The sequence below is a fragment of the Marinobacterium zhoushanense genome (genome assembly GCF_014641945.1).
Taxonomy (GTDB): domain Bacteria; phylum Pseudomonadota; class Gammaproteobacteria; order Pseudomonadales; family Balneatricaceae; genus Marinobacterium_D; species Marinobacterium_D zhoushanense.
In genome coordinates, this window is the sequence record NZ_BMIJ01000002.1 from 506,363 (window position 1) to 528,246 (window position 21,884).

The 21,884-nt window shown below is 60.6% G+C and carries 22 protein-coding genes; 8 read left to right on the forward strand and 14 right to left on the reverse strand.

The features are described from left to right. Positions 1–8: 8 nt before the first annotated feature. A complete protein-coding gene (bioB, locus tag IEX40_RS06530; RefSeq protein ID WP_188746456.1) occupies positions 9–1,058 on the reverse strand; it encodes a biotin synthase BioB in 1,050 nt (349 codons plus the stop codon). Between the two features lie 110 nt (positions 1,059–1,168). On the opposite strand from bioB, the gene IEX40_RS06535 reads away from it, so the two are divergent. The 6 genes from IEX40_RS06535 to IEX40_RS06560 all read left to right on the forward strand — a co-directional run bounded on the left by IEX40_RS06535 (position 1,169) and on the right by IEX40_RS06560 (position 6,924). Next, positions 1,169–1,876: a ComF family protein gene (locus tag IEX40_RS06535; RefSeq protein WP_188746458.1), complete on the forward strand. Its 708-nt coding sequence runs from the start codon at positions 1,169–1,171 to the stop codon at positions 1,874–1,876. 60 nt (positions 1,877–1,936) lie between these two features. Beyond that, positions 1,937–3,577: a Na/Pi cotransporter family protein gene (locus tag IEX40_RS06540; RefSeq protein ID WP_188746460.1), complete on the forward strand. Its 1,641-nt coding sequence runs from the start codon at positions 1,937–1,939 to the stop codon at positions 3,575–3,577. Next, positions 3,574–4,320: a sulfite exporter TauE/SafE family protein gene (locus IEX40_RS06545; RefSeq protein WP_188746462.1), complete on the forward strand. Its 747-nt coding sequence runs from the start codon at positions 3,574–3,576 to the stop codon at positions 4,318–4,320. The genes IEX40_RS06540 and IEX40_RS06545 overlap by 4 nt, the downstream gene beginning before the upstream one ends. A gap of 5 nt (positions 4,321–4,325) precedes the next feature. Continuing rightward, positions 4,326–5,030, forward strand: coding sequence for a tRNA (N6-threonylcarbamoyladenosine(37)-N6)-methyltransferase TrmO (gene tsaA / locus IEX40_RS06550; RefSeq protein WP_229680622.1), 705 nt, complete (start codon positions 4,326–4,328; stop codon positions 5,028–5,030). 92 nt (positions 5,031–5,122) lie between these two features. After that, positions 5,123–6,412 carry an adenosylmethionine--8-amino-7-oxononanoate transaminase gene (gene bioA / locus IEX40_RS06555; RefSeq protein WP_188746464.1) on the forward strand — a complete coding sequence of 430 codons (1,290 nt, stop codon included), beginning with the start codon at positions 5,123–5,125 and terminating at the stop codon, positions 6,410–6,412. A gap of 74 nt (positions 6,413–6,486) precedes the next feature. Then, positions 6,487–6,924 carry an acyl-CoA thioesterase gene (locus IEX40_RS06560; protein WP_188746466.1) on the forward strand — a complete coding sequence of 146 codons (438 nt, stop codon included), beginning with the start codon at positions 6,487–6,489 and terminating at the stop codon, positions 6,922–6,924. 24 nt (positions 6,925–6,948) lie between these two features. On the opposite strand, the gene dnaB is transcribed toward IEX40_RS06560, so the two are convergent. The 7 genes from dnaB to lhpI all read right to left on the reverse strand — a co-directional run bounded on the left by dnaB (position 6,949) and on the right by lhpI (position 13,812). After that, positions 6,949–8,334 (reverse strand): replicative DNA helicase, encoded by a 1,386-nt coding sequence (gene dnaB / locus IEX40_RS06565; RefSeq protein WP_188746468.1) that lies wholly within the window; start codon positions 8,332–8,334, stop codon positions 6,949–6,951. Between the two features lie 202 nt (positions 8,335–8,536). Next, positions 8,537–8,983, reverse strand: coding sequence for a 50S ribosomal protein L9 (gene rplI / locus IEX40_RS06570; protein ID WP_188746470.1), 447 nt, complete (start codon positions 8,981–8,983; stop codon positions 8,537–8,539). 154 nt (positions 8,984–9,137) lie between these two features. Beyond that, a complete protein-coding gene (gene rpsR, locus IEX40_RS06575; protein ID WP_188746472.1) occupies positions 9,138–9,368 on the reverse strand; it encodes a 30S ribosomal protein S18 in 231 nt (76 codons plus the stop codon). Positions 9,369–9,385: 17 nt separating this feature from the next. Next, complete coding sequence (gene rpsF, locus IEX40_RS06580) at positions 9,386–9,799, reverse strand: 30S ribosomal protein S6 (RefSeq protein ID WP_188746474.1); 414 nt, start codon at positions 9,797–9,799, stop codon at positions 9,386–9,388. A gap of 198 nt (positions 9,800–9,997) precedes the next feature. Further along, the gene (locus IEX40_RS06585) at positions 9,998–11,275 is read right to left on the reverse strand and encodes an NAD(P)/FAD-dependent oxidoreductase (protein ID WP_188746476.1); all 1,278 of its coding nucleotides are present in this window, start codon (positions 11,273–11,275) and stop codon (positions 9,998–10,000) included. Beyond that, complete coding sequence (nhaC, locus tag IEX40_RS06590) at positions 11,275–12,756, reverse strand: Na+/H+ antiporter NhaC (RefSeq protein ID WP_229680623.1); 1,482 nt, start codon at positions 12,754–12,756, stop codon at positions 11,275–11,277. Before nhaC ends, IEX40_RS06585 begins: the two co-directional genes overlap by 1 nt. Positions 12,757–12,849: 93 nt before the next feature. After that, a complete protein-coding gene (gene lhpI, locus IEX40_RS06595; RefSeq protein ID WP_188746477.1) occupies positions 12,850–13,812 on the reverse strand; it encodes a bifunctional Delta(1)-pyrroline-2-carboxylate/Delta(1)-piperideine-2-carboxylate reductase in 963 nt (320 codons plus the stop codon). A gap of 132 nt (positions 13,813–13,944) precedes the next feature. Here lhpI and IEX40_RS06600 point away from each other — a divergent pair, with 132 nt between their 5' ends. Next, positions 13,945–14,739: an AraC family transcriptional regulator gene (locus IEX40_RS06600; protein ID WP_188746479.1), complete on the forward strand. Its 795-nt coding sequence runs from the start codon at positions 13,945–13,947 to the stop codon at positions 14,737–14,739. Positions 14,740–14,767: 28 nt separating this feature from the next. On the opposite strand, the gene IEX40_RS06605 is transcribed toward IEX40_RS06600, so the two are convergent. The 5 genes from IEX40_RS06605 to IEX40_RS06625 form a co-directional block, all read right to left on the reverse strand. Further along, positions 14,768–15,175, reverse strand: coding sequence for an OsmC family protein (locus tag IEX40_RS06605; RefSeq protein WP_188746705.1), 408 nt, complete (start codon positions 15,173–15,175; stop codon positions 14,768–14,770). 48 nt (positions 15,176–15,223) lie between these two features. Further along, complete coding sequence (gene trpC, locus IEX40_RS06610) at positions 15,224–16,033, reverse strand: indole-3-glycerol phosphate synthase TrpC (RefSeq protein ID WP_188746481.1); 810 nt, start codon at positions 16,031–16,033, stop codon at positions 15,224–15,226. A gap of 11 nt (positions 16,034–16,044) precedes the next feature. Further along, positions 16,045–17,073: an anthranilate phosphoribosyltransferase gene (gene trpD / locus IEX40_RS06615; RefSeq protein WP_188746483.1), complete on the reverse strand. Its 1,029-nt coding sequence runs from the start codon at positions 17,071–17,073 to the stop codon at positions 16,045–16,047. A gap of 84 nt (positions 17,074–17,157) precedes the next feature. Next, positions 17,158–17,748 carry an aminodeoxychorismate/anthranilate synthase component II gene (locus tag IEX40_RS06620; protein WP_188746485.1) on the reverse strand — a complete coding sequence of 197 codons (591 nt, stop codon included), beginning with the start codon at positions 17,746–17,748 and terminating at the stop codon, positions 17,158–17,160. Between the two features lie 240 nt (positions 17,749–17,988). Beyond that, positions 17,989–20,076, reverse strand: a complete 2,088-nt coding sequence (locus IEX40_RS06625) for a molybdopterin-dependent oxidoreductase (RefSeq protein WP_188746486.1) — start codon at positions 20,074–20,076, stop codon at positions 17,989–17,991. Positions 20,077–20,260: 184 nt separating this feature from the next. Between IEX40_RS06625 and IEX40_RS06630 the strand changes: the two genes are divergently transcribed. Further along, positions 20,261–20,863, forward strand: a complete 603-nt coding sequence (locus IEX40_RS06630) for a DUF938 domain-containing protein (protein WP_188746488.1) — start codon at positions 20,261–20,263, stop codon at positions 20,861–20,863. 1 nt (position 20,864) lies between these two features. On the opposite strand, the gene IEX40_RS06635 is transcribed toward IEX40_RS06630, so the two are convergent. Further along, on the reverse strand, positions 20,865–21,833 hold the full coding sequence (locus tag IEX40_RS06635; protein WP_188746490.1) for a zinc metalloprotease HtpX: 969 nt from the start codon (positions 21,831–21,833) through the stop codon (positions 20,865–20,867). Positions 21,834–21,884 lie beyond the last annotated feature (51 nt).

Sequence of the window (21,884 nt, forward strand, 5' to 3'; positions counted from 1 at the left end):
GGCCGGCCTCAGTTGGCCGCTTCGTAGAACAGTGCGCTGTCCTGCTGCGCCTGCAGATCGCGCGAGATCGCCTGCGCCTGCTCCGCATCGGAGGCTTCGATGCGCTGCTCCATGTTGATACCCAAACGCTTGAACAGCTGAATATCGCGATGGGTCTCCGGATTAGGTGTGGTCAGCAGGCATTCACCGTAGAAAACGGAGTTGGCACCGGCAAAAAACGCCATCGCCTGCAGCTCATCCGACATCTGCTCGCGACCTGCAGACAGGCGCACGTGTGACTTGGGCATCATGATACGCGCCACCGCGATATTGCGGATAAACTCCAGCGGGTCCAGATCCTCCACGTTTTCCAGTGGTGTACCCTCGACCTTGACCAGCATATTGATCGGTACCGACTCCGGCTGCTGCGGCAGGTTGGCCAGTTGGCGCAGCAATCCGATGCGGTCCCTGGCGGTTTCACCCATACCCAGAATACCGCCGCTGCAGATCTTCATGCCGGCACCGCGCACGTGGCCCAGGGTATCCAGACGATCCTGATAGGTGCGTGTGGTGATGATCTTGTCGTAGAACTCCGGCGAGGTGTCCAGGTTGTGGTTGTAGTAGTCCAGTCCGGCCTCGGCCAGCTGTTGCGCCTGATTCTCCTTAAGCATACCCAGCGTCATGCAGGTCTCCAGGCCCATCTCCTTGACCCCCTTAACCATCTCCAACACGTAGGGCATATCGCGCTCGGTCGGGTGCTTCCACGCCGCGCCCATGCAGAAACGGGTGGAGCCGGCGTCCTTGGCCTGGCGCGCCTTGGCCAGTACCGCCTCGACCTCCATCAGCCGCTGCTTTTCCAATCCGGTGTCATAGTGCGCGCTCTGCGGACAGTATTTACAGTCTTCGGGGCAGGAACCGGTCTTGATCGACAAGAGCGTACTGACCTGCACCTGATTGGGATCGAAATGCTGGCGGTGGACGCTCTGGGCACGAAACAGCAGGTCGTTGAAAGGCAGCTCGAACAGGGCCCTTACCTCATTTTCGGTCCAGTCATGACGTACATCGTTATTGGTTTGCATTGAGTCCGGCTCCCGTTCAGCATATCCGTAATTCTGATCCTGCGGCACGCGCCGGCCCGATCAGAGATAATGGGGGTCAATCATAAACTGACAGAGGGAACTGTCAACTTATGAAAAACATCAAGAGTTACTACAGGTTATTTTTTAACCAATCATGTTATCTCTGCCAGACCGCCAGAGCCGATACCTTGGGTCTGTGCGAAGCCTGCCATGCCGACCTACCCTGGCTGATCGGCGCCTGCCGCCGCTGTGCCGAACCCATGCCCACAGGACTTGCCGGCAGTTCGCTCTGTGCCCGCTGCCAACGACAAGCGCCAGCGTTCGATATCACCCACGCCGCTTTTCTTTATGCCTTTCCGATCAGCCAATTGATCCCGGCGATCAAATATCTGCGTCGCCCGGAGGCCCTGGGCTGGCTCAGCCTGATATTTGCACAGCTGCTGCGTGACCGCATCGAACAGCCACCCAAGATGCTGCTGCCCGTCCCCATGCATCCCTGGCGCACCACGTTGCGCGGTTTCAATCAGGCCGAGTTGATCGCTGCACAGCTCGGTCGGCACCTGGGAATTCCGGTACGCAGCGAGCTGCTGCGCAAGCGCCGCACCACCCTGCAGCAAGCACGGCTGAACAGAGCGTCTCGCGGTACCAATCTGGCCGGCAGCTTCAAACTGCTGCAGCCGGTGCCCGAGCATGTGGCGGTCGTCGACGACGTAATGACCACCGGCAGTACTGCCGAGGAGCTGGCCCGGCTGCTGAAAATGGCCGGCGCCAGACGGGTGGAGATCTGGGTGCTGGCGCGCACGCCGTCAAAGGGCTGATGCAGTCTTGACCGAGCTTGGTTAGACTTCACCGCGTACACTTTTGTCATCGGAGCGGCAATGACCCTGGATATGCTGGGCCAACTGATTGGCGGTATCGGCCTGTTCCTGCTCGGCATGCAGCTGATGACCATCGGCCTCAAGCAGGCTGCCGGTCGATCGCTGAAACGAGCCCTGGTAGCGGCAACCAAATCGAAACTGCGTGGACTGCTCTCCGGAACACTGATCACCGCTGCGGTGCAATCCTCCAGCGCGGTCACCGTCGCCACCCTGGGCTTCGTCAACGCCGGCCTGTTGACCCTGGGACAATCGATTGCCGTTATCTACGGTTGCAACATCGGCACCACAATGACCGGCTGGCTGGTGGCGCTGATCGGCTTCAAGATCAAGATCAGCGCCTTCGCGCTGCCGATGATCGGCGCCGGCATGGTGGCACGCACCGTCAGCAAGAACGGTCGTCTGGGCCACGTTGGTACCGCTCTGGCCGGCTTCGGTCTGTTTTTTATCGGCCTGGATTTTCTGCGCAGCAGCTTCGATGGCATCTCGGAGCAGGTTCCGCTGAACGAGATCGGCAACAGCCCGCTGGCGCTGACGCTGTTTGTGCTGGCCGGCTTCGTCCTCACCTTCCTGATGCAGGCCTCGGCAGCGGTCATGGCGATCGCGCTGTCGCTGGTGCATACCGGATCGATCACTCTGTCGGCTGCGGCGGCGCTGGTGATCGGTGCCAATGTCGGCACCACCACCACCGCTCTGCTCGCGTCGATCGGCGCAACCCCGAGCGCAAAACGGATCTCCGCCGCCCATGTGCTGTTCAACCTGCTCACCGGCGCGGTGGGCCTGCTATTTCTGATACTGCTGGCGGGCTGGCTCGACCACCTGGACCCTCAACGCTTCGACCTGGTGTCGCTGCTGGCGCTGTACCATACCCTGTTCAACCTGACCGGCGTGGCAATGATCTGGCCGCTGACCGACCGCATGGAAACTTTTTTGCTGAAGCGCTTCCGCAGCCAGGAAGAGGATGAGGCGCAGCCTCATTTCTTGGACGCCAACATCCTGACCACTCCCTCTCTGGCGGTCGAGGCGCTGAACCGGGAGCTGGCCCGGGTTAGCCAGCACTGCTCGCGCATGGTCCGGGAGGCGATCAGCGCCGAAACGCCCAATCAAGCCAGACTGGAAGCCCAGGCACAGGGGATCTATCAACTGGTCGGCAAGATCAGCGAGTTCAACCAGGAGCTGGCACGGCAGAATCTCAGTATGGAGATCAGCGAGACGCTGCCGATTTCGCTCAGGGTTGCCCGCTATTACAGCGAGATGGCGCGCCTCTCCGCCCATATGCCCGAGTACCACGCGGTATTCGAACAGCTGCAGCAAAGCGGCATGCGCAAACAGCTGTTCCTGTTCCAACAGGCGGTGATCCGCCTGGTCGATCTGGCCGAGGTCAATGAAGAGAGCAGCACCCAGGGCTACCAGAGCCACCAGTTGATGCGCGACGTGCATCAACTTTATCAACAACTGAAAGAGAGCCTGCTGAAGGAGACCGTGATGGGCCATATTGGGGCGGAGGAGAGCATGGCGCTACTGGATGCCTGCAGCCAGCTGCAGCGCCTCGCCGAACAGGCGGAGAAGGCCTCCAGCCACTGGAGCAGCACGCTGCCGATCATGCATCGTGACCCACTGGTAGAGGAGCCGGCCAAAGGATGATTACCGACCCCCTGTTCTACGTGGCCGCGATTCCGGCGATTCTGATCGTCGGCATCTCCAAAGGCGGTTTCGGCGGCGGCTTGGGCATGGTCGCCGTGCCTCTTATGGCACTGGTGATCAGTCCGATACAGGCCGCTGCGATAATGCTGCCGATCCTCTGCCTGATGGATCTGGCGGCGATGTGGAGCTTCCGCGGCAAGTTCGACCGCTCCCTGCTGAAGGTGCTGATTCCGGCGGCCCTGATCGGTATCCTGATCGGCGCACTGAGCTTCCGCTACCTGAGCGAGCAGCACCTGAAGTTCATCATCGGCGGTATTGCGGTGCTGTTCACGTTGAACTACTGGCTGCGCCCGGGCAGCAATACGCCTCGTCAGCCCAGCACCCTGCGCGGCGGTTTCTGGGGCATATTGACCGGCTTTACCAGTTTCAGCGTGCATGCCGGAGGGCCGCCACTGAACATCTACCTGCTGCCACTGCGGCTGGAAAAGAGCATCTTTATCGGCACCACCATCATCATGTTCGCGGCGATCAACTATCTGAAACTGATCCCCTACGCACTGCTTGGACAGTTCGATAGCGCCAACCTGTCGACCTCGGCAATCCTTGCCCTGCTGGCCCCCATTGGCGTACGCCTGGGCTACTGGATGCACCACCGTATCAATCAGACCTGGTTCTATCGTATCTGCTTTGGTTTCCTGTTCCTGACCGGCACCAAACTGCTCTACGATGCCTTTACCGGATGACAACGATGCACAACCCCATCAACATGACACCGATCGGCATTATCCACAGTGCCTTCAATGAAAAGTTCGGCATTCCAAGACAGCCCGGACTGGCCGAGTCGCTCAGCGCCACCATCGAACTCTACCCCGAGTTCGGTTCTCCCGAGGCGGTACGGGGACTTGAGGAGGCCAGCCATATCTGGCTGATCTTCCTGTTCAGCGCCACCGCCGACCAGGGCTGGAAACCGACCGTACGCCCGCCACGTTTGGGTGGTAACAAGCGGCTGGGCGTGTTCGCCTCCCGCTCCCCTTTCCGCCCCAATCCGATCGGGCTATCGCCGGTGGAACTGATCGCGATCCGCCAGCAGGGCAACAGGGTATTGCTGGAGGTGCGCGGCGCCGACCTGCTCGACGGCACTCCGATCCTCGACATAAAACCCTACCTGCCCTACTCCGACGCGCTGCCCGAGGCCCGCTTCACCCTGGCCGAGAAGATTGAAACCCTGGACCTGCCGATCAACTGGGCGTCCGAGGCCCATGAAGCCCTGGCCAGATTCAGCCGGCAGCTAAATCAGCCGCTGGAACAGCAGATCGCCGATGTACTGCGCTGCGACCCGCGCCCGGCCTACCAGCGCGATCCCGAGCGGATCTACGGCATCACCCTGCACGGATTGAACATCCGTTTTCGCATCACCGAACAGACGATCGAGGTGCTGGAACTTAACGCCTGAGTCTTGCGGTCAAAACTTTTATCGCTTACCCCCTGTGCTAGACTCGCGCACCGAGCCGTGAAACTCGTTGAACCCAAACAACAGGTAGCAGCATGCCGCTAACGTCCGAACAACTCGCCTTCGATCAACAGCATATCTGGCACCCCTACTCCTCGATGATCAATCCGCCGCCGATGGTGCCGGTGGAATCGGCCTCCGGCGTGCGGATCAGGCTCAGCGACGGGCGCGAGCTGATCGACGGCATGGCCTCCTGGTGGTCGGTAATCCACGGTTATAACCACCCCAGCCTCAATGCCGCCGCACACGCCCAGATCGACCGGGTCGCCCACGTCATGTTCGGCGGCCTGACCCACGAGCCGGCCATCGAGCTGAGCCGCAAGCTGGTGCAGATGACGCCGGCGGGGCTGGACCGCGTGTTTCTGGCCGATTCCGGCTCGGTAGCCGTAGAGGTCGCGATGAAGATGGCGATCCAGTACTGGCACGCCCGAGGCAAGCCGGGCAAACACAAGCTGGTGGCGCTGCAAAACGGCTATCATGGCGACACTTTCGGCGCCATGTCGGTGTGCGATCCGGTCACCGGCATGCATGAGCTGTTCAGTGGCGTACTGGCCCAGCAGGTCCATATCCCGCGCCCGGCCACCCGCTTTGGCCAGCCGCTGATCGACGGCGATTGCGATGCGCTAGAGCAGACGCTGCGCGAGCATGGCGACGAGATTGCAGCGCTGATTGTCGAGCCGATCGTGCAGGGCGCCGGCGGCATGTACTTCTACTCACCGGAGTGGCTGAAACAGGCCCGTATCCTCTGTGATCGCTACGAGGTACTGCTGATCGCGGACGAGATCGCCACCGGCTTTGGCCGTAGCGGCAAGCTGTTTGCCTGCGAGCACGCCGGTATCAGCCCGGACATCCTCTGCCTGGGCAAGGCGCTGACCGGTGGCTACATGACCCTGTCCGCCACCCTGACCACCGCCCATATCGGCGAGACGATCTCCGCCGGGGGCGCCGGCTGCTTCATGCACGGCCCCACCTTCATGGGCAATCCGTTGGCCTGCGCGGTCGCCAACGCCAGCCTGACGCTGCTGCAGGAGCAGGACTGGCAAGCCGAGGTCAGCCGCATCGAAACCCGGCTAACGGCCAGCCTGTCACCCGCTGCCAGCCTGAGCGGCGTTGCCGATGTCCGCGTACTGGGTGCTATCGGAGTGATCGAACTGCATGAAGCGGTCTCGCTGGCCAGCGTGCAACCACTGTTTGTCGAACAGGGGATCTGGGTCAGACCGTTCGGCAAACTGGTCTACGTGATGCCGCCCTACGTGATGAGCAATGCGGATCTCGACACCCTGTGCAGCGGAATCATTCAGGTTCTGAACGCCCTGGAAGGCTGATTTCAGGGCTGCCAGGGCTCGTCGTTTTGCGCTAGTCTATTCGCAGTGAGTGTGTTTTTTTACAGGAGAGATGCATGGCGCGCATTCGTATCGACATGCCGGAGAACTATCTGTTCAGCACCGAGATCCCGGTGCGCATCAGCGATATCAACTACGGTGGCCACCTGGGCAATGACGCCGTCTTGGCGATGTTGCACGAAGCACGAATCCGTTTCCTGCGTCACTACCACTATACCGAGATGGATATCGAGGGCGTAGGTCTGGTGATGTCCGATTCGGCCATCGTCTACAAGGCGGAAGGGTTTTACGGCGACAGCATCCAGGTTGACGTCACGGTGGGTGATTTCAACAAGTATGGCTGCGATATGTTCTACCTGCTGACCAACAAGAAAACCGCCGTCGAGGTGGCTCACGCCAAGACCGGCATCGTGTTCTTCGATTACGAAGCACGCAAAATCAGCCCGATTCCGGCGGGCTTTCGCGACCACATGGTGAAAATCACCGAGCGCTGAGCCCGGCAGACGGCACGTCCGGACTTACTCGTCCGGGCCGTAGTCGTAGCTGTGCGCCAGGTTTTCGAAACGGGTGTATTTACCGATGAAGGCCAGGCGCGTGGTACCGATCGGACCGTTACGCTGCTTACCGATGATGATCTCGGCCACCCCCTTCTCGGGACTGTCTTCGTTGTACACCTCATCGCGGTAGATAAACATGATCACGTCGGCGTCCTGCTCGATGGCGCCCGATTCACGCAGATCCGAGTTGACCGGACGCTTGTTGGGCCGCTGCTCCAACGATCGGTTCAACTGTGACAACGCCACCACCGGACACTCCATCTCCTTGGCCAGCGCCTTCAGCGAGCGCGAGATCTCGGAGATCTCCTGGGTACGCCCCTCGCTCTTGCCGTTCTTCATCGACATCAGCTGCAGGTAGTCGACCATGATCAGGCCCAGCTCTCCATGCTCGCGCACGATACGGCGGGCGCGAGCACGCATTTCGTTGGGGCTGATGCCCGGCTGGTCATCGATATACAGCGGCTTGTTCTTGAGCATATTGACCGCCGCCGTCAGTCGCGGCCAGTCATCCTCCTCCAACTGACCGCTGCGCACCTTGGTCTGGTCGATACGGCCGAGTGAGGAGAGCATACGCGACACCAGCTGATCCGCCGGCATCTCGAGACTGAACACCAGCACCGGCTTGTTGGTGCCCATCAACGCGTTCTCCACCAGGTTCATCGAGAAGGTGGTCTTACCCATGGAGGGTCGCGCGGCCACGATGATCAGGTCCGATGGCTGCAGACCGCCGGTGCGCGCATCCAAGTCGTCGAAGCCGGTGGTGGTACCGGTCATCGCATCGGAGTTGTTGAACAGGTGGTCGATGCGATCCACCGCTTTCTTCAGCAGCGGGTTGATCGGCTCGGGGCCGCCCTGGTTGGGACGGTTCTCGGCGATCTTGAAGATCTTCTGCTCCGCCTCGTTGAGGATCTCCTCGGACGCACGCCCTTCCGGGAAAAAGGCGTTATCGGCGATCTCGTTTGCCACCTCGATCATCTGCCGCAGCAGCGCACGGTCACGCACGATCTCGGAGTAGGCGCGGATGTTGGACACGCTGGGTGTGTTGCGCGCCAGCGATACCAGGTACTCCAGCCCTCCGGCCTGCTCCAGCTCGGCGGTGCGGTCCAGCTCTTCAGACAGCGTGACCACGTCGATCGGTCGGCCATCGTCGACCAGCTTCTGCATGGTGCGATAGATCGAGCGGTGATTACCGCTGTAGAAATGCTGCTCAAGCACCACCTCGGCCACCGTGTCCCAGGCGTTGTTATCCAACATCAGGCCGCCGAGCACCGACTGCTCCGCCTCCATCGAGTAGGGCGGCACCTTAGCGCGCTCAAGCTCTTCGTCGTTCAGTTCCGCAATATCCACAACCGCTTATCCGTATCGTTAATTCAGCCGGTCTACCAGAGACCAGACAAGCTAGTCTACTGACTCAAGCCCGCCGGCAAAAGGGCAAATTACAGGCACAAAAAAGCACTGTTCCACAGAGTGAAAACAGTGCTTTTTCGAACTACTGCAAACGCTTCAACCGATCTTGCTAAGTTGCTTACTCAGCAACTTACTCAGCAGCTTATTCAGCTACTACGATCAGTTTCAGGTGTGCAGAGACTTCCGGGTGCAGTTGAACAGCGATGTCGAACTCACCGATGGTGCGGATAACACCGGCCGGCAGACGCACTTCGCTCTTCTCGACTTCGATACCAGAGCCGGTGATTGCATCAGCGATATCACGGGTACCGATAGAGCCGAACAGCTTGCCTTCGTCACCCGCTTTAGCAACAACGGACAGCTCCAGATCGTTGAGCTGATCCGCGCGAGCCTGGGCAGCAGTCAGCTTGTCAGCAGCTGCCTTTTCCAGTTCAGCGCGACGCTCTTCGAAGCGTGCAACGTTATCACCGGTAGCCGGTACAGCTTTACCCTGCGGGATCAGGTAGTTGCGGCCGAAACCGCCCTTGACCGCGACCTTATCGCCAAGCTTACCCAGCTTGCCGATGCTCTCGAGCAGAATTACTTCCATCTCGTAAACCTCATCTATCTGCAGCCTCTGGCTGCAGGTTTAATTCCTATCCGGTTGACGGGACTGCCCCGTCTCACCTCTAACCTGTGCATCTTCTGCGTGCCGCCAATCAGCCGACGATCACGCAGCGGTTTGCGGCTTACGCCGACAACCCTTAGACGTCGTGGCTGTCAGTGTACGGCAGCAGAGCCACGTAACGGGCACGCTTGATAGCGGTAGCCAGCTGACGCTGGTAACGCGCTTTGGTACCGGTGATGCGGCTCGGAACGATTTTGCCGGTTTCAGTGATGTAGCTTTTCAGCACTTCGAGATCCTTGTAATCGATCTCTTTGACGCCTTCAGCGGTGAAACGGCAGAACTTGCGACGACGGAAAAAACGTGCCATCTGAACTCTCCTTAATCTTACTCTTCTGAAGCGGTTTCGGTTTCTTCAGCAGGAGCCTGTTCAGACTTCTGCTCACCACGGTCTTCACGACGCGGCTTACGCTCTTCACGCGCTTCAGCAGCTTTGATCGGAGAGGCTTCGGTGATCGCTTCTTTACAACGGATGACCATGTTACGCAGCACGGCATCGTTGTAACGGAACAGGTTAGCGAGTTCATCCAGGACATTCTGAGAGCATTCAACGTTCATCAGCACGTAGTGTGCCTTGTGAACATTGTTGATCGGGTAAGCCAGCTGACGACGGCCCCAATCTTCCAGACGGTGGATTGAGCCGTTATCGCCTTCGATGAGGGCTTTGTAACGCTCGATCATAGCCGGAACCTGCTCGCTCTGGTTCGGGTGAACCAGAAAGACGATTTCGTAATGACGCATTAATTGCTCCTTACGGGTTAATAGCCTTCGCATCAGACAGCGTCCCAACAGGCGCAGCCAGCCGACCGAAAGCAAGGAGTTAAACAACTAGTTAGACAACTAACTACAAGTGTAGGCCGAATTTATCGGACGCGGAATGATACTCGCCCGGCCACACAAACACAAGAGCTGGCCCAACACCTGCGCAGTTCCAACGGTTCAGAAGCGAGTGACCCTGAACGGCGCGGGATCGATAGCCGGCTGTCGTCCAGCCAACAGCGCAATCACAAGCTCGGCACTGATCGCCGCCTGGGTCAGCCCCAGGTGCTGATTACCGAACGCGAACAGCAACCGGGGGCATTGCGGATGGCGATCGATCACCGGCAGCGAGTCCGGCAGGGTCGGCCGATGGCCCATCCACTCGTCAAACTTTTCAGTTTCTCCGCTGAGGGTCGGCAGCAAAGCCAGGGTGTGATGGCGCAGTGCGGCAAAGCGCCGCTTGAACGGCTTCAGCCGCAAGCCGCCAAGCTCGGTCATGCCGACCGCACGCAGTCCCGATGCGAGAGGACTGAGAACGAAACGACGCTCCGCCGAACCTACAGGTCGGTTGATCCGGGCCGTCTGCGTTGCGATCGTCAGATGGTAACCGCGCTCCGCCTCCAGCGGCACATCGAGACCCACGCCGCTGAGCAGCTGTCTGCTCCAGGCCCCGGTACAGATAATCGCCTGATCAAACCCCAGGGACTCCGACGCTGCCTCGATAACGACGCGCTGTTGAGTCGGCACCACGCGTTTCACGCTCTGCTTTACAAAATGACCACCACGCTGCCGAAAGGCCTCGAACAGGCTCAGGCATAGCTGGTAGGGATCACGTACTTGCCAGGCATTGGGAAAATAGAGGGCATGGCTGAGCCGTGGCGCCAACTCCGGCTCCAGCTTCGCCAATTCCGATCCGCGCAGCAGCTCGCTGCGGATACCCCACTGCTCCAGATAAGCAGCGTGCGCTTGCGCCTCCGCCAGCCGGTCGGAGGATTCCCACACCAGCAGGTAACCGGACTGCACCATCTGCTCCCTGGCACCGATATCCTCCAGGCAGCGCTGCCAGGCTGGGATCGCCGCCCGGTTCAGCTGCGACAGCGCCGCGCGCGCCCTTGCGGCGCGTTCAGGCTGAGCCGCCGCGATGAAGCGCAGCAGCCAGGGCAGTATGCGGTGCAGGTATCGCAACGGCAGTGACAGCGGGCCGTTGGGATCGAGCCACATCCGCGGTGCTGCGCGCAGCGTCTTGCCGGTCGACAGCGGATCGATCAGTTCGGTGGCCAAATAACCGGCATTGCCGAACGAAGCCCCCAGACCCGGTTCATCACGGTCGATCAGGGTCACCTCGTAGCCTTGTCGCTGCGCCTGCAGGGCGGTACAAAGACCCAGGACCCCGGCGCCGACAACGGCAAGATCTGAGCCCTCCCGCGTTGCCGAAGCGACAGCCCCTGAAGCGGACATCAGAGCGCTCCTCTTGGTTGGGTTAGGGTCGCGGCCGGCTCGTCAGCGGTCATCTCAATCGTCTCCACTTCGGCTCGCTTCGAGAACCAGCCGGTCTGCGCATAGAGGATGCCGATCATCGGTGACATCCAGCAGGCAAATGCGAGCGGTGCATAGAGCAGATCAGAGTAATCGCCGCCAGCCATGCTCAATCCCAGCGCCCCGATGACGAATGCGCCCCCGGCGTTCCATGGAATCAGCGGTGACACCAGCGTGCCACCCTCCTCGATCGCACGAGACAGATTCAAACGGCTGAATCCCAGCTTGTCGTACTCCGGTGCGTACATACGGCCAGGCAGTGCGATCGACAGATAGACATCTCCGGATACGGCATTGGTAGCGATAGAGGTGAGAATGGCATTGGTCTGCAGCCCACGAAACTTGCCGCTCAGGCGCATGATGGCACTGACCACCGATTCCAGGCAGCGGGTACGCTCCAGCGCACCGCCAAAGGCGAGCGCGAACATCATCAACGTCACGACCCAGGTCATAGAGGAGACTCCGCCACGATTAAGCAGTCTGTCGAGCGCCTCGGCGCCGGTTTCTATCTTGAATCCACTATGGGCGATGGTCAGCACCTGATTTAGATCGTAGCCATAAGTAATAGCCGCCACAAACGCGCCCGAGATAAAGCCGATGAACAGGGCCGGAATCGGCGAGACCTTGAAGAACGCCAGCGCCATTACGATCAGCAGCGGCAGCAAGGGCAGAATACCGAGATCGAAATGCGCGTCCAATCCCGCCTTATACTGGGCGATTTGCTGCAATTGGCTGGCATCGACACCAGCTGCGCCGCCGACCATCAGATAGATCAGAAACGCGATCAGCATGGCGGGAATGGTGGTTGGCATCATATTGCGGATATGGTCGAACACATTGGTCTCGGTCACTGCCGCGGCCAGGTTAGTGGTATCGGACAGCGGCGACACCTTGTCGCCGAAAAAGGAACCGGAAACCACTGCACCGGCGGTCCAGTACACCGGGATTTCAAACGCGGCGCCGATACCGATCAATGCCAGCCCGACAGTACCGACGGTAGTCCAGCTGGAGCCGATCGCCAGCGACACCACCGAACACAGCAGCATCGACGCGGCCAGGAACCAGCTTGGGTCGATCAACTCCAGACCGTAGTAGATCAGCATCGGCACCGTCCCGCTGGCGATCCAGGTGCTGACCAGCATACCGACCACGATCAACGTGGCGATCGAGGGCATGGCCACATGCAGTACGTGAAAGGCTCCAGCCTCGATGTGCTTCCAACCATAGCCCTGAAACCACCCCACCAGCGCCGTGATGGCAAAACCGATCGCCAGCGCGATGTGCGGCGTGAAGTCGTCATAGTAGAAGATCTGCATCCCCAACAGCGCGATGGTCAGGACGATCGGTATCAGCGCGACCGCCAAGCTCGGCATCGGGATATCCGGAGAGCGATTCGTAGTCATACTGAGGACTCCTTGGATGGGAACTAAATCCCCACCTGTTGTTATTATTTCTCAATAGAGGTCACCCGAGCCGACAGCCCGGGAGGCGAAAGGTTAAGCGGAGGTATTGCGCCGATACGCCAGAATGGCCGCGGCCAGATCCTCACGGGAGTCGCCGACGGACTTGAACAGGGTGACGGCGCGGTCCGGGTCGGCCAGTGCCGAACGCCCCGGATGCTCACCCCGACACAGGTCGGCGAATTCAGCGACGACCTTGGCTTCGCTGATTGCCCCCTCCCGGATCGGAATAATCAGGTCGCCGGTCTCCGCCAGGGCGCCGGCACGGGTATCGACAAACACCTCGCAACGCTGCATGGCCCGGTTGTCGGTTTCACGCATTTTGGGTGTGAAGCTGCCGACCAGATCCAGATGAGCGCCCGGCTTCAACCATTCCCCCAGCACCAGGGGTTCGGTTGCCATGGTGGCGCAGCTGACGATATCGGCCTCTCTGGCGCGCGCCTGCAACTGATCACTCGGGCACATCTGGGCCCGGATTCCCTCTATCCGCAACGCCTCCACCAGGCGCTGAGCAGAAGCCTCACTCCTGTCCCATACATGGATAGTTTTCAGCTTTCGCACACTCATATGGGCCGGGATCAGGCGCCGTGCCATCCGCCCGCTACCGACCATCAGCAGGATGCTTGCATCAGCGCGAGACAGGTAGCGTGAGGCCAGCGCCGAAGCACCCGCCGTGCGCCGGGCGGTCAATTCATTGCCATCCAGCGTCAGCAGGGTTCTCCCCGTTCTGCCGCAGCTAAGGGTATACAGACTGGTCAACCCCGGCAGATTGCGGGCGTTATTGCCCGGAAATACAGCGACCTGCTTGACGCCCAGATACACCCCCTCGATCCACGCCGGCATCAGCAGCAGGGTCGCCTGCGGCTCGCCTGGCACGTCGATGAAATGGTGGTGGCGTACCGGAGCATGAAGATCGGTACGCGAGAAAGCATCCGCTAACGCATCAACCACCGCGCTCCAGGGCAGTGCTTGTTGTACTTGTTCGGCATTCAGTTGCATAACGGGCTCCAGCATTGTTACTCTGCGATCACATCCTAACCAATACCCGCGCTCTGCCGTGGACCCAGCCTCTGAATCTATATACCCAGGCTACGGAGCAGCCTTTCGGTCCTCCAGTTGAGGTGCTTCCGCATGAACAGTTCTCAAGCACGCCGCAACCTGATCGCGCGCCAGCGCGGGGAGCACCAACACGACTTCGCGCAGATACTGATCGGCTGGCGCGGCCGCATGGACTGTGAATTTACCGATACCGCCGGTCGCCTGGTACCGGGCAGTGCTGCACTGGTACCGGCATCGAGCTGCCATCGGTTCGAGGGGCTGAGTGATAACAGTGAGCTATTGGTGGTGGATGTTTCTCTGCAGGATCCCTATATCCGCGCGCTGGAGCAGGCCTGCCGGATGACGTTCGAAGACACGCTGTTCAACCGGCCGGAATTCCTGTCCCTGGGCGGAGAGATGGCGCCTTTGCTGGAGTTTGCAGCCACCCAATTGGCGGCCGGAAAGAGCTCGGACAACGCGCTGCTGCGCTGCCAGTTGGTATCCCTGTTTATGACCCAGTTCTGTCGGCTCTATTCAGCGAAACGGGCGGAGCCGCTGATCCGCCAACGTATCAACCCGGTCATTCTGCACGATTTTATCGATAGCCGACTGGCCGAGCCACTCACAAATCGGGAGCTGGCACAGGCGCTGAACCTGAGTGAGAGCCATTTCTATTGTCTGTTCCAGCGGCAGTTTGGCGTGACGCCGCAACAGTATGTCGTCAGCCGGCGCCTGCGACACGCCCGCACCCAGCTGCTAGATAGCGCGCTGCCCCTGGTGGCGATAGCGGCCGAGGTCGGCTTTGCCGACGCGTCCAGCTTCAACCGGGCCTATAAGCGGGAGTTTCGAGAAACACCGGGCGCGACACGGCGCGATCTGAAAGCCTAGGCTCTGCCAGCGCGCCGTTCTATTCGACTTACTCCGCTTCGATAATCTCGAAGCTGTGGCTGATCTCGACGCCACCCTTCTCCAACATCAGTGACGCGGAGCAGTACTGCTCGGCGGACAGCTTGACCGCGCGTTCAACCGCCGCCGGCTTGAGGTTACGCCCGGTGACCACGAATTTGACATGGATTTTGGTGAACACCGAGGGCACGGCGTCGGCACGCTCCGCCTCGATCTGCGCCACGCAGTCGGTGACATCCTGGCGCGCCTTGCGCAGAATCATCATCACATCGACACTGGTGCAGCCGCCAAGGCCGGCCAGCAACAGCTCCATCGGCCGCGGTCCCTGTTTCAGGTCACGGTCGATCATCACTTCGAAACCGGAATCGGTGACCGCCTTGAAGCGCTCGTCGCCATCCCAGTGCACATTGACGTTCATCGTCATCTCGGTTGTTCCTTAGAAAAAGGTTCCTTAGGAAAAGGTTCCTTAATTAAACAGTTCTGCCAGTTTCTGGCCCGGCTCCGGCGCGCGCATAAACGCCTCCCCGACCAGGAACGCATTGACACCACGCTGACGCATCGCCACCACATCCTCCGGGGTGTGGATACCGCTCTCGGTAACGACGATACGGTCCTCGGGAATCATCTCAAGCAGCGAGAAAGTGTGCTCGAGCGACACGTCAAAGGTGTGCAGGTTACGGTTATTAATGCCGACCAGGGTATTGCCCAGCGGCAGTGAGCGTTTCAGCTCCTCCTCGTCGTGCACCTCGATCAGCACATCCATACCCAGCGAGTGCGCCAGCTTGTTCAGCTCCGCCAGCTTGGCGTCGGTCAATGCCGCCACGATCAACAGGATGCAGTCGGCGCCGATGGCCCGGGCTTCATACACCTGGTAGGGCTCGACGATGAAATCCTTGCGGATCACCGGCAGCGAACAGGCGGCGCGCGCCTCCATCAGGTAGGCGTCGCTGCCCTGGAAGAAATCCACATCGGTCAGCACCGACAGGCAGCTGGCACCACCCTGTTCATAGGAGCGGGCGATCTCCGCCGGATGGAAGGGATCGCGAATCACCCCTTTGGATGGGCTGGCCTTCTTGATCTCGGCGATCACCGCTGAACGCCCCTCGGCCAGGGAGCGCTGTAGACTGGCAACAAAGCCTCGGGGATCGGAGTCGGTACCGAGTTTGGCGCGGATCCGGTCGCTCAGATCGGAGATCGAAACCTTGGCCGCACGCGCTTCGATCTCTTCATGTTTGCGCGCTATGATCTTCTTCAGCACGGTCGGTGTATCAGTCATGATCTGTCGTCTCAAAGCTGCTGGCTGAACTGGGCCAGCTGTTCCATTTTTTTCAGTGCCACACCGGCGCGGATCGCCTCCAGCGCCTGCTGCACACCCTCTTTATGGCTGCCTGCCTGACCGCTGAGGTAGACCGCGGCACCTGCATTGAGTGCGATCATCGATACCGCCTTGCGCGCCACCGATTCGTCGGCACCGGACAACGCCGCGCGGATCAACTCGAGCGACTGCGCCGGGCTATCCACCACCAGGCCGATCAGGCTCTGGCTTTCGATGCCCAGATCTTCCGGTGACAGCGTGTATTCGCGGATCTGGCCAGCCTTGAGCTCGGCCACGTGGGTATGGGTCGCCAGGCTGATCTCGTCCAGACCGTCATCGGCATGCACCACCATGATGTGCTCGGCACCGAGCTGCTGCATCACTTCCGCCATGGGACGACAGAGCTTCTTGGTGAATACGCCGATCACCAGGCGTTTGGCACCGGCCGGGTTGGTCATCGGGCCGAGGATATTGAACATCGTGCGGATACCCAGTGCGCGGCGCGCGCCGATGGCGTGCTTCATGGCACCGTGATAGCCGGGCGCAAACATGAAGCCAACACCCACCTCATCGATGCAGCGCGCTACCTGCTCGGCACCCAGGTCCAGATTGATCCCCGCCTGTTCCAGCAGATCGGCACTGCCACTTTTGGACGAGACGCCGCGGTTGCCGTGTTTGGCCACATTGACGCCACAGGCTGCGGCGACAAAGGCGCTGGCCGAGGAGACGTTGAACAGGTTGGCACCGTCACCGCCGGTACCGACGATATCCACCAGCGGTGCCGCGGCTGCCTTGACCGGTGTCGCCAGCTCGCGCATGACCTGCGCGGCACCGGTGATCTCGTCGATCGATTCGCTCTTCATACGCAGGGCTACCAGGAAACCGGCGATCTGCGACTCGCTGCACTGCCCGGTCATCACCTGGCGCATCACTTCGACCATCTCGTCACGGCTCAGATCGATATGATCGACCACGCGTGCCAACGCTTCTTTAATATCCATTGCGGCTCCCTACCCTAACAGGCTGTTCGCTTGTGTCTCCGTGCGCGCCAAGGTGCGCTGCACTCTCTATGTATGCGCTGCGCCCTAGCGATTGGCGCTGCGCTTGAGAAAATTCGCCAGCAGTTCGTGTCCCTGCTGGGTCAGAATCGATTCGGGGTGAAACTGAACCCCCTCAATATCCAGCTCGGCGTGGCGGACACCCATGATCTCGTCCCGCTCGCCGTCACTGTTCCGAGTCCAGGCGGTCACTTCCAGCTCAGGCGGCATGCTGTCAGGCTCGAGTACCAGGGAGTGGTAGCGCGTGACTTCAAGCGGATTATTCAACCCCTCGAACACCCCCTGTCCCTGGTGAAATACCGACGATGTCTTGCCGTGCATCACCTGTCGCGCCCGAACCACCTTCGCCCCGAACACCTGACCTATCGCCTGATGGCCCAGACAGATACCCAGAATCGGCAGACGCCCGGCGAAATACTCTATCGCCGCCAGCGAAATACCCGCCTCATTGGGCGTGCAGGGACCGGGCGAGATCACCAGCTGGTCCGGCTGCTTCGCCTCGATCCCGGCCAGGTCGATCTCATCATTACGATAGACCTGAACCTCGGCGCCCAGCTCGCAGAAATACTGCACCACGTTATAGGTAAACGAATCGTAATTATCGATGATCAGGAGCATCTGTCGCCAAGCCGCGATACGGGGGAATCAGCGGGTCATAATAACGTGAAGCGATAGCGATAGCACGTCATCAGCCGTTCGACAGCGGGACGATTGTACTATCGCGGATTCGGCCAGGACCGGGGCGATGAGCATTTTCCGGCTGACCCTATGCGCCAGGGAGGGCCCAGTGGCGTCCCCACGCATGGGACTCCGGCGTGTCAGCCGGAAGATACGGCATCGCTCCTCTATAACATTGTGCTATTCAGCTGTCCGGTCAGGCTTCAGCCATACCTTGGTGTCGTGAAATAACGCACCGCCGGCCGGTGCTGCCGGCTCGGCACTGACCAGCGCATTGATACCGAGGCCATCCACAAACGCGCCATTGGGCCACAACCCCTCCACGATCAGCACGCCGTGCTGCACACCCGCGAAGGTTGTGGCGTGAATCCGGATCTGTCCGTGCCGATTGCCGATGCTGACCAATTCATCACCGACAACATCCATACGCTCGGCATCCTGTGGATTCAGCAGTACCCTGGGACGCCCCTCCTTCTTCAGCGATCCCGGCGTTTCGGTAAAGCTGCTGTTGAGGAAGGTGCGCGCCGGCGCCGTGACCAACCGGAATGGATGGCTGTCGTCGGCGGCATCGATCAGTTCGGCATGATCGGGCAGCACCGGCAAGCGGTCGCCCTGCTCACCCAGCGCCGCCCAGTCGGCATAGAAATGGAAGCGCTTGTCGGCATGACCGAAACCGTTGAGGAAATGCGCGGACTCGAAATCCAGCGCACAGTCCAACCCTTCCGCGCGATGAATTTCGTCGGCGCTGGGCAATCCACCGGACTGAAGCGCCTTATCCACCAGTTCCAGCGCACTGAGCTCGAACAGCTCGTGCTTCACGCCGAGACGGCGCGCCAGCTCGCACACCAGCCAGTGGTTGCTGCGACACTCGCCGTGGGGTTCGATGATCGCCTTGCTCACCTGCAGATGAGTATGGCCGCTGGCGGTATAGATATCGTCATGTTCCAGAAATGTGGTGGCCGGCAGCACGATATCGGCCATCGCCGCGGTTTCGGTCATCATCTGCTCGTGCACGACGACGAACAGGTCATCGCGCAGAAAGCCCTCGCGCACCTTGGCCGATTCCGGCGCCACCACCACCGGGTTGGTGTTCTGGATCATCAGCGCCTTCACCGGGGGGCCATCACCCAGATCCTGCGGATCGCCGGTCAGCACCGGACCGATGCGCGACATATCCAGCATCCGCACGCCCGGATCGCGCAGCGCCAGTCCGTGCAGCGGCGTACGATCCATCTGCTGATACAACTCGCTGTTGGAGTAGAGCGCGCCGCCACCGCGGTGCTGCCAGGCGCCGACCAGGGTCGGCAGGCAGCTCACCGCATGCATATTGGACGCGCCGTTGCGCGAACGGCTGAAGCCGTAGCCCAGGCGCAGGAAACTGCGTCGCGTAGAAGCATAGAGGCGGGCAAACTCGACGATCTGCTCGATGCTGAGCCCGGTAATCCCGGCCGCCCACTGCGGTGTGCGTGTGCTCAGGTGTTCACGCACGCCGGCATCGAAATCGCTGTAGCGGGCCAGGTAGTCGCTATCCTCAAGCCCGTCAGTCAGGATCTGCTGCATCACGGCACAGGCCAGTGCACCGTCGGTGCCCGGCTTCAACATCAGGTGCAGGTCCGCCTGCTGCGCGGTCGGTGTCCGGTAGGGATCGACCACCACCAGTTTGGCACCTTTCTTCCGTGCCTTGGCGATATGGGTCATCACATTGATCTGGGTGTGCACCGGGTTGCCGCCCCAGACCAGGATCAGCTCACTGTCGGCGATCTCGCGCGCATCCACGCCGCGCAAGGCACCCACACCGGCCCGGTAGCCGGCATTGGAGATCGCCACGCAGATCGTCTCCTTCTGTCCCGAGTAGCCCAGGGCATGACGCAGGCGATGGGTCGCACCGCGCTGGGCCCAGCCCATGGTACCGGCGTAGAAATAGGGCCAGATCGCTTCGGCACCGAACTCCGCACTGATCGTCTGGAAACGTTCGGCGATCAGATCCAGCGCTTCGTCCCAGCTGATCGGCTCGAACGCCTCGCGACCGACGCCCTTGGCGCCGACCCGACGTAACGGCGTACTCAGCCGTTGCGGATGGTGCACCCGCTCCGCATAGCGGGCGACCTTGGCGCAGATCACGCCATCGGTGTAGCTATTGCGCTTGCTGCCATGAACACGCCCGATCCGATTCGCATCCAGCTTTTCCACTTCCAGCGCGCAGGTCGAGGGGCAGTCGTGAGGGCAAACGGCGTAGTGGCGGCTGACCTCAAATGTGTCCTTTTTCATCGCGGCTCCTTGCTTCGCTGACACTATGATTGATAAGAGTACTCGGAATATAGTGCCAGTTTAGAGCGTCAGGCCGACAGGTACAGTTGACGATGGCAATTGGAATACAAACCGGCCCTGACCTAATCCTTAAGGCGGAACAGCCAGCAAAGGGTAACAGTCACCAGATGATGAGCCGCACGTTATGAACAACCTCGACAAACCCTTCTCGCAGGCCTGCGAAAATAACAAGACACCGATTCTAGAGGTGCTACGCCAGGCGTTCCGCGACCGCACACGGGTGCTGGAGATCGGCAGCGGCACCGGACAGCATGCGGTACACTTCGCCGCCGAGTTGAGTCACCTGGAGTGGCAAACCAGCGATCTGGCCGAGAACCATCCGGGCATCCAGCTCTGGCTGGCCGAGGCCCAGCTGCCCAACCTGTACCCGCCGATTGAGCTGGATGTGACCCAGCGCCACTGGCCACAGGGGTTCGATGCCGTGTTTACCGCCAACACTACCCATATCATGCCCTGGGAAGCGGTGATCGAGATGATCGGGCGGATCGGCGAGGCATTACCCGAAGGCGGCAGATTTTGCCAGTACGGCCCGTTCAACTATGGCGGACGCTACACCAGCGAGAGCAACGCACGCTTCGATATCTGGCTTAAGCAGGTCGAACCGAGCCAGGGGATACGCGACTTCGAAGCGGTGGAAACCTTGGCACGGCAGGCGGGTCTGGAACTGCTCGCGGATCACGAGCTGCCGGCCAATAACCGCCTGCTGGAGTGGATCAAGCGCCGCTGAGCTACCACCAGGTGCCCCAGAAGCGTCGTCGAGGCCTATGCTCGACCTCGGGATGATCGTAGCGATGCAGCAACTGGTTCAGTGGTAGCGCATCCCGCTCATCGAGCTCCTGCTTCAGCGCGATCAGTCGCTCCACCCTCTCATCGGTCTCCGGGTGGGTGCGCAGCAGCGACGGCTCGGGGATCTTGCGACCCGGCATCAGCACATGTTCCAGCCAGCCACCCTGGGTTCGCTCGATCAGATCCAGCGCCAAGGCCAGCCCCTCCGGATCGCCGGTCAGCTGCGCGGCATGCAGATCCGCTGCATATTCCCGCGTTCTCGACAACGCCAGCTGGGCCAGAGCACTGATCACCGGCGCTATCACCAGCAGCAGAATCAACCACCAGTTGATAGTGACCAGCCCCAGCAACAGCAGCGGCAGGTTCAAGATCAACAACGCCTGACCGACAAAGGCCAGCAGGCTGGTCAGGCGGCTGAACAGGTCCGCCAACCCCATGACCCAGAGATCGTTGTGGCGGATATGGCTGATCTCGTGTGCCAGCACGCCGACCAGTTCGCGCAGGCTCAGACGCCGGATCATCGCATCGCTGAGCGCAATCGCCGAGTGCCCGCGCCGGCCCACCGAGAACGCGTTCATGACCCGGCTCGGGATCAGATACAGGGTCGGCACCGCTTCCAGCCCGGCACGCTCGCTCAGCCACTCCACCACCTGGTCCAGCGCCGGCAGCTGCCCCCGCGGCAATGCTCTGGCGCCGTAGAGTTTCATCACCCAACGCGGTGACAGTGCGGGGTTGAACACCACCACCGACATCCCCATCAGCACCAACAGCACCAGGCCGCTGCTGCCCCAGAGCAGCCACCCCAGCAAGCCAAGGAAGCCGCCCATGAACAGAATCAACAGCAGGGATTGCAGTCCATTGCGCAATGCGTAGTGGCGCCAGCTCAGCCGATCGCCTTTACCTCTGTACATATACCTCTCCGCGCCGCTCGAAGTGATCCTTTATGTTAGTATCGCCCGATA

What these genes read in the sequence shown, in the direction of transcription:
- bioB (WP_188746456.1), bottom strand. Translation starts at nt 1,058, where the DNA reads ATGCAAACCAATAACGATGTACGTCATGACTGGACCGAAAATGAGGTA.
- IEX40_RS06535 (WP_188746458.1), top strand. Translation starts at nt 1,169, where the DNA reads ATGAAAAACATCAAGAGTTACTACAGGTTATTTTTTAACCAATCATGT.
- IEX40_RS06540 (WP_188746460.1), top strand. Translation starts at nt 1,937, where the DNA reads ATGACCCTGGATATGCTGGGCCAACTGATTGGCGGTATCGGCCTGTTC.
- IEX40_RS06545 (WP_188746462.1), top strand. Translation starts at nt 3,574, where the DNA reads ATGATTACCGACCCCCTGTTCTACGTGGCCGCGATTCCGGCGATTCTG.
- tsaA (WP_229680622.1), top strand. Translation starts at nt 4,326, where the DNA reads ATGCACAACCCCATCAACATGACACCGATCGGCATTATCCACAGTGCC.
- bioA (WP_188746464.1), top strand. Translation starts at nt 5,123, where the DNA reads ATGCCGCTAACGTCCGAACAACTCGCCTTCGATCAACAGCATATCTGG.
- IEX40_RS06560 (WP_188746466.1), top strand. Translation starts at nt 6,487, where the DNA reads ATGGCGCGCATTCGTATCGACATGCCGGAGAACTATCTGTTCAGCACC.
- rplI (WP_188746470.1), bottom strand. Translation starts at nt 8,983, where the DNA reads ATGGAAGTAATTCTGCTCGAGAGCATCGGCAAGCTGGGTAAGCTTGGC.
- rpsR (WP_188746472.1), bottom strand. Translation starts at nt 9,368, where the DNA reads ATGGCACGTTTTTTCCGTCGTCGCAAGTTCTGCCGTTTCACCGCTGAA.
- rpsF (WP_188746474.1), bottom strand. Translation starts at nt 9,799, where the DNA reads ATGCGTCATTACGAAATCGTCTTTCTGGTTCACCCGAACCAGAGCGAG.
- IEX40_RS06585 (WP_188746476.1), bottom strand. Translation starts at nt 11,275, where the DNA reads ATGTCCGCTTCAGGGGCTGTCGCTTCGGCAACGCGGGAGGGCTCAGAT.
- nhaC (WP_229680623.1), bottom strand. Translation starts at nt 12,756, where the DNA reads ATGACTACGAATCGCTCTCCGGATATCCCGATGCCGAGCTTGGCGGTC.
- lhpI (WP_188746477.1), bottom strand. Translation starts at nt 13,812, where the DNA reads ATGCAACTGAATGCCGAACAAGTACAACAAGCACTGCCCTGGAGCGCG.
- IEX40_RS06600 (WP_188746479.1), top strand. Translation starts at nt 13,945, where the DNA reads ATGAACAGTTCTCAAGCACGCCGCAACCTGATCGCGCGCCAGCGCGGG.
- IEX40_RS06605 (WP_188746705.1), bottom strand. Translation starts at nt 15,175, where the DNA reads ATGAACGTCAATGTGCACTGGGATGGCGACGAGCGCTTCAAGGCGGTC.
- trpC (WP_188746481.1), bottom strand. Translation starts at nt 16,033, where the DNA reads ATGACTGATACACCGACCGTGCTGAAGAAGATCATAGCGCGCAAACAT.
- trpD (WP_188746483.1), bottom strand. Translation starts at nt 17,073, where the DNA reads ATGGATATTAAAGAAGCGTTGGCACGCGTGGTCGATCATATCGATCTG.
- IEX40_RS06620 (WP_188746485.1), bottom strand. Translation starts at nt 17,748, where the DNA reads ATGCTCCTGATCATCGATAATTACGATTCGTTTACCTATAACGTGGTG.
- IEX40_RS06625 (WP_188746486.1), bottom strand. Translation starts at nt 20,076, where the DNA reads ATGAAAAAGGACACATTTGAGGTCAGCCGCCACTACGCCGTTTGCCCT.
- IEX40_RS06630 (WP_188746488.1), top strand. Translation starts at nt 20,261, where the DNA reads ATGAACAACCTCGACAAACCCTTCTCGCAGGCCTGCGAAAATAACAAG.
- IEX40_RS06635 (WP_188746490.1), bottom strand. Translation starts at nt 21,833, where the DNA reads ATGTACAGAGGTAAAGGCGATCGGCTGAGCTGGCGCCACTACGCATTG.